At 68.7% G+C, this 6,041-nt stretch carries 5 protein-coding genes; 2 read left to right on the top strand and 3 right to left on the bottom strand.

The genetic code is table 11. The annotated features are described in order from the left end of the window. Positions 1 to 339: 339 nt before the first annotated feature. Positions 340 to 2,271, bottom strand: coding sequence for a molecular chaperone HtpG (gene htpG, locus FMEAI12_RS31055; RefSeq protein ID WP_112108822.1), 1,932 nt, complete (start codon positions 2,269 to 2,271; stop codon positions 340 to 342). A gap of 871 nt (positions 2,272 to 3,142) precedes the next feature. Between htpG and FMEAI12_RS31050 the strand changes: the two genes are divergently transcribed. Then, positions 3,143 to 3,559 carry a Zn-ribbon domain-containing OB-fold protein gene (locus FMEAI12_RS31050; RefSeq protein WP_071065887.1) on the top strand — a complete coding sequence of 139 codons (417 nt, stop codon included), beginning with the start codon at positions 3,143 to 3,145 and terminating at the stop codon, positions 3,557 to 3,559. A 34-nt stretch (positions 3,560 to 3,593) separates the two neighbouring features. After that, complete coding sequence (locus tag FMEAI12_RS31045) at positions 3,594 to 4,736, top strand: thiolase family protein (RefSeq protein ID WP_112108821.1); 1,143 nt, start codon at positions 3,594 to 3,596, stop codon at positions 4,734 to 4,736. A gap of 36 nt (positions 4,737 to 4,772) precedes the next feature. Here the strand turns inward: FMEAI12_RS31045 and FMEAI12_RS31040 are convergent, their stop codons facing one another. Then, positions 4,773 to 5,453, bottom strand: coding sequence for a response regulator transcription factor (locus FMEAI12_RS31040; protein ID WP_112108820.1), 681 nt, complete (start codon positions 5,451 to 5,453; stop codon positions 4,773 to 4,775). Continuing rightward, positions 5,356 to 6,041: sensor histidine kinase (locus FMEAI12_RS31035; RefSeq protein WP_368672127.1), on the bottom strand; the 686-nt coding region annotated here is incomplete at its 5' end. The genes FMEAI12_RS31040 and FMEAI12_RS31035, both read right to left, overlap by 98 nt.

Here is a 6,041-nt window from a genome sequence, read left to right as displayed (position 1 = left end):
TCCGTCCGTGTCGCTCCCGCGGCGAACCGGTCAGCCGCGGCCAACCGAACCCGCTCCCGTTCCACCTGCCCGGCGGGCGTCAACCCGCCACCCGTCGCATACCTCATAGCAAAAGATGTACCCGCCCGCCACCAGCCATCACCAGACCCATTAACACCACACATTAATCGTCAGTAGTCGACCGCTGCGCAGGCGGGCGTCCGCGGCGACGGCGGTCGCCGTCGCCGCGGGTCCGGACCTGCACGCTGACTCGTACCGGACGAAGCAAGCCGGTCATCCGAGGTCGGCTGCGCGAGCCTGGGCCCGCGGAGCTTCACCGTGGTTTCGGATGCACGCCCCCTACAGGGTGTTCGCGAGCCGATCGGCGAGAATGCGGGTGAAGCGGGACGGGTCGGCGAGCTCCCCGCCCTCGGCCAGCAGCGCCATCCCGTACAGCAACTCCGCCGTCTCGCTGAGAACGTCGGAGCTCGCGTCCTGCTCGTGGGCCTTCCGTAGCCCCTCCACCAGTGGATGCGTCGGATTGAGCTCCAGGATGCGCTTGGAGTGCGGCACGTTCTGCCCCATGGAGCGGTACATCTTCTCCAGGGTCGGCGTGATGTCGTGGGTGTCTCCCACGATGCAGGCCGGCGACGTGGTGAGGCGGGAGGAGAGGCGGACCTCCTTCACCTGCTCGTGCAGGGTTCGGGTCAGCCAGGAGAGCAACTCGGCGAAGTCCTTCCGCTGCTGCTCCCGTTCGGGCTCGGTGCTCTCCTTCTCGTCCGCCGTGCCGAGATCGACCTGGCCCTTGGCGATCGACCGCAGCGGCTTGCCGTCGAACCGCGCCACCCGCTCGACCCACACCTCGTCGACCGGGTCCGTCAGGAGGAGCACCTCGTACCCCCTGGCGAGGAAGGCCTCCATGTGTGGCGACTTCTCGATCATCAACCGGGAGTCGCCGGTCATGTAGTAGATGTCGTCCTGGCCGTCCTTCATCCGGTCGACGTACTCCCGCAGGGTCGTCGTCTGCTCCGGGTCGCGCGTCGAGGCGCAGGAGACGATCTCCAGGATCGCCTCCTGGTTGTCGACGTCGTCCAGCAGCCCCTCCTTGACGACGGGCCCGAACTCCTTCCAGAAGGTCCGGTAGCGCTCGGCGTCGTCCGTCTGCAGGCCGCGGACCGTCGAAAGCACCTTTTTCACCAGCCGGCGGCGAACCAGCTGGATCTGGCGGTCCTGCTGGAGGATCTCGCGGGAGATGTTCAGCGACAGGTCGTGCGCGTCGACGACACCCTTGACAAACCGCAGGAAGTTCGGCATGAGCGCCTGGCAGTCGTCCATGATGAACACGCGCTTCACGTACAGCTGGACGCCACGCTTGCCGTCCTGCGCGAACAGGTCGAACGGCGCGTGGGACGGGATGAAGAGCAGCGCCTCGTACTCGAAGAGGCCTTCACCCTTCATGTGGATGGTCTCGAGCGGGTCGGTCCAGTCATGGCTGAGGTGGCGGTACAGCTCGTTGTACTCGGCGTGGTCGACCTCGGCGGGCGGGCGCGCCCACAACGCCTTCATCGAGTTGAGCGTCTGGATGTCGGTCGTGACCGTGCCGTCTTCGTCCGTGCTCGCTGCCTGGTCCGGGTTCTCGGTAGCCATTCGGATGGGCCACGCGATGAAGTCGGAGTACCGCTTGACGATCTCCCGGATCTTCCGTTCGGCGGTGTAGTCGAAGAGGTGGTCCTCGCTGTCCTCCGGCTTGAGATGCAGGGTGACGGCGGTGCCCTGCGGCGCGTCGTCGACATCCTCGATGACGTACGTGCCCTCGCCGCCCGACTCCCAGCGCGTGCCACCGCTCTCGCCGGCCCGGCGCGTCAGCAGCGTGACCTTGTCCGCCACCATGAAGGTCGAGTAGAAACCGACACCGAACTGGCCGATGAGGTCCAGCGACGCGGCGGCGTCCTTCGACTCCTTCGCCTTCCGGAGCATCTCGGCCGTTCCCGACCTGGCAATGGTGCCGATGAGCTGGACGACGTCGTCGCGGGACATGCCGATGCCGTTGTCGCGCACGGTGAGGGTGCGCTGCTCCCGGTCGACCTCGAGGGCGATGTGCAGGTCGGACGTGTCAGCCGAAAGGTCCTTGTCGACAAGTGAGGCGATGCGCAGCTTGTCGAGGGCGTCGGACGCGTTGGAGATCAGCTCGCGCAGGAAGATATCTTTGTCGGAGTAGATCGAATGGACCATCAGCTGCAGAAGCTGACGGGCCTCGGCCTGAAATTCAAGCGTCTCGATCCGATTGCTCACGGGACCTCCATGCGGACACGAACAGTTCGCGGAACAGGATACCGACGCGCAGCACCCGTTCGGTGCCCGCACGGCATCCGCTCGGTCGAGCATCAGGCGCACCGGAACCCGCCGGAGCCACTGGCCGAGGCTGAGTACCATCTCGACTACGGACGCCGACCTGCGGCCGGCGTCCGGTAGGACACGAGGGCGCGGGTCAGGCCGACGATCCGCGCGGCGGCCTGAGCGCCGGCGCCCCGCGTATCTGGGTCCTGTCGGGGCAGAAGGCGACGATGTCGAGGCCGTCGATCCGGTCGGCCGACCGGCACCGGGCCGCCCGCGGAGGCGGGGGCGGGGCGAAGGAGCCGGGGTCGAACAACCTGGACCGCCGGCGGCGGGGCTGCGCACATCCTGCGTCGGGATTACGACGCCCACACGGTCGCCGCTGACCAATCCTCGATTTCCCGGAATCGCCTGTGAATGCAATGGTAATCGACCTCTCGGCAGAATTCAGTGCTCTGGATGGTCTGGCGCAGAAGTAACTCCAGATACAGGCGAACAAATCTGGCTTACAGCGACCGCGCGGCGGTGAACGAGGATGTCCCGGGCTGCGACGTCCCGGGTCGCTGGTAGGCGCGGACGACGTCCCGGCCAGCGGCTGCGGAGGGCGTGCCCGGCAGCGGATCACATCGGCGCAGCTGCACTGATGGTGCTGGCGCAGCGGTGCTGATCGAGCCTGGCGGCCGCGTGCGCGGATCAAGCCGGAGCGTGGCGCCCCGGGCCGGCCGGCCCCGGAGCACGCCCGGCCGTCGTTCGCGAGGCGCCGGCTCCCGGCCATGATGGATACTCCCCAGGACGAACAGGCCGTCGGCCGGCAAGAAGGAGCAAAAGGATGCAGAAGGCGCTCGCGCCCGAGATCTCAACCTGGCCCGACGAGCAGCCACAGCTCATCGGTAGCCGCTGCGGCGACTGCAGCGCCACGACGTTCCCCACTCAGGCCCTCTGCCCCCGGTGCAGCGGCGACAAGATGAGTGACGAGCTGCTGCCCCGCCGCGGCACCCTCATCGCGTGGACGACGCAGGGCTTCGTCCCGAAGCTGCCCTACGCCGGTGGGGAGACGGCCGAGACCTTCAAGCCGTTCGGCGTCGGGCTGGTCCAGCTCGACGACGTGATCCGCGTCGAGGGCCGGCTCACGGAGTCCGACCCGGAGAAGCTGAAGTTCGGCATGGACGTCGAGCTGACGATGGTGCCGTTCTACACCGACGCCGACGGCGACGAAGTGATCACGTTCGCCTTCGCGCCAGCCTGACCCACGCCGCACGAGCCAGAGAGGAACCATCGAGATGAACGACGTCGCCATCATCGGCGTGGGCCTGCATCCCTTCGGTCGCTTCGAGAAGTCGGCCATGGAGCTCGGCGCGGACGCCATCCAGCTGGCGCTGAAGGACGCCGGGGTCGGCTGGAAGGACATCCAGTTCGGTGTCGGCGGCAGCCTGGAGATCGCCAACCCGGACGCGGTGACGAGGCTCGTCGGGCTGACGGGCATCCCGTTCACCGACGTGTTCAACGCCTGCGCGACCGCAGCCAGCGCCATCCAGCTGTGCGCCGACACGATCCGGCTCGGCAAGTACGACATCGGCATCGCCGTGGGCCTGGACAAGCACCCGCGCGGCGCGTTCACCGCCCATCCGTCGATGCTCGGCCTGCCGGCGTGGTACGCCGAGAACGGCCAGTACGTCACCACGCAGTTCTTCGGGATCAAGGCCAACCGCTACCTGCACGAGCACGGCATCTCGCAGCGGACGCTGGCGAAGGTGGCGGCCAAGAACTACCGCAACGGTGTGATCAACCCGAACGCGTTCCGGCGTAAGGCGCTGAGCGAGGAGGAGATCCTCGGCTCGCCCATGCTCAACTATCCGCTGACGCACTACATGTTCTGCTCGCCGGACGAGGGTGCCGCCGCCGCCATCATGTGCCGCGCCGACATCGCGCACCGGTTCACCTCGCAGCCGATCTACCTGCGCGCCACGGAGATCCGCACCCGCCGTTTCGGCGCCTACGAGGTGCACAGCACCTTCGCGCCGGTCGACGAGGACGTCGCGCCGACCGTCTACGCCGCCCGCGCCGCCTTCGAGGCCGCCGGCGTCGGCCCGGGGGACGTCGACGTGATCCAGCTCCAGGACACCGACGCCGGCGCGGAGATCATCCACATGGCCGAGTGCGGCTTCTGCGCCGACGGTGAGCAGGAGAAGCTGATCGCCGAGGGCGCGACCGAGATCAGCGGCTCGCTGCCGGTCAACACCGACGGCGGTCTCATCGCCAACGGCGAGCCGATCGGCGCGTCCGGGCTCCGCCAGGTGCACGAGCTGGTTCGCCAGCTGCGTGGTCAGGCGGGTGACCGTCAGGTCGCCGGCAACCCGCGCGTCGGGTTCGCCCAGGTCTACGGCGCCCCCGGCACGGCCGCGGCCACCGTCCTCACCGTCTGAGCTCACCGACTGAGCAGGCGTTCCTGAAACGCCTGCTCAGTCCGGTCGTGCGGTTTGCAGCAGGCCGGACTGGTAGGCGATGACGACCAGCTGCGCCCGGTCGCGGGCGTTGAGCTTCGCCATGGCCCGGTGGACGTGCGTGCGGGCGGTCAGTGGGCTGATGACGAGCCGGTCGGCGATTTCGTGGTTCGAGTGGCCTTCGGCTACCAGCGCCATGACCTCGCGTTCGCGAGCGGTGAGCGCGGCGAGCGCCACGGGATTGGCCGTGGCGGTGGCCGCGGGCTCCGGGGCGGCGAGGAAACGGCTGATGAGAACGCGGGTGGCCGCCGGCGAGAGAAGGGCGTCGCCGCCGGCGACGGTGCGGATCGCGGAGAGCAGCTCGTCCGTTCCGACGTCCTTGCCGAGGAAGCCGCTCGCGCCGACGCGGAGCGCCTGGGCCACGTACTCGTCGATCTCGAAGGTCGTGAGGATCAGGACACGGGTGGCCGCCAGCGTCTCGTCGCCGCAGATGGCGGCGGTGGCGGCGAGCCCGTCGGTGCCGGGCATGCGGATGTCCATGACCACGACGTCCGGGCGGTGCTCCCGGGTCGCCGCGACGGCCTCGTGCCCGTCCGCGGCCTCACCGACGACCTCCATGTCGCTGCAGGAGTCGATCAGAATCCGGAAGGTCGACCGCAGGAGGGTCTGGTCGTCGGCGAGGAGCACTCGGATGGTCATCGGCTTCCGTTTTCGTGGGAGTTCTGGGGTGCAGGGGCAGGACGGCGGTGACGTGGAAGCCGACCTCGGGATGATGACCGGCCTCGAGATGCCCGCCGACGGACAGCGCGCGTTCCCGCATGCCGATCAGGCCGAACCCGCTGTCCGAGGCCGGGATCGACGTCCCGGCGCCGGGACGCGCGCCGCGGCCGACCGGGCCCGCGTTCTCCCCGCCGCCATTTATGATCATCAGGGTGACGCTGTGCGGGGCGTAGGTGATGTCGACACAGGCGTTGTCGGTCCTGGCGTGTTTCGCCACGTTGGTGAGGGCCTCCTGCGCGATCCGATAGGCCGTGAGATCGACGCCGGGGGAGAGCGGGGACGGTTCGCCACGGGTGGTGATCGTGACCGTGAGCCCGGTCGCGGCGAACGTGTCGGCGAGCTGGGGGAGCTGGGCGAGCGAGGGGGCTGGTTCCAGCGGCGCGTCCGGGTCGTCGCTCTGCCGCAGGAGACCGACGGTGGCCTTGAGGTCGCGCAGTGCGGAGGAGGTGGTGGCGGTGAGACTGGCGAGGATCGGTTCCGCCTGGTCGGGGTTGGTGCGGACGAGGT

The sequence above is a fragment of the Parafrankia sp. Ea1.12 genome (assembly GCF_900465275.1).
GTDB classification, from domain to species: domain Bacteria; phylum Actinomycetota; class Actinomycetes; order Frankiales; family Frankiaceae; genus Parafrankia; species Parafrankia soli.
This window is presented reverse-complemented; position numbering and strand designations above follow the sequence as displayed.

Excerpts from the sequence above, each read along its gene's own strand:
- FMEAI12_RS31040 (WP_112108820.1), bottom strand. The coding sequence starts at position 5,453 with ATGACCATCCGAGTGCTCCTCGCCGACGACCAGACCCTCCTGCGGTCG.
- FMEAI12_RS31045 (WP_112108821.1), top strand. The coding sequence starts at position 3,594 with ATGAACGACGTCGCCATCATCGGCGTGGGCCTGCATCCCTTCGGTCGC.
- FMEAI12_RS31050 (WP_071065887.1), top strand. The coding sequence starts at position 3,143 with ATGCAGAAGGCGCTCGCGCCCGAGATCTCAACCTGGCCCGACGAGCAG.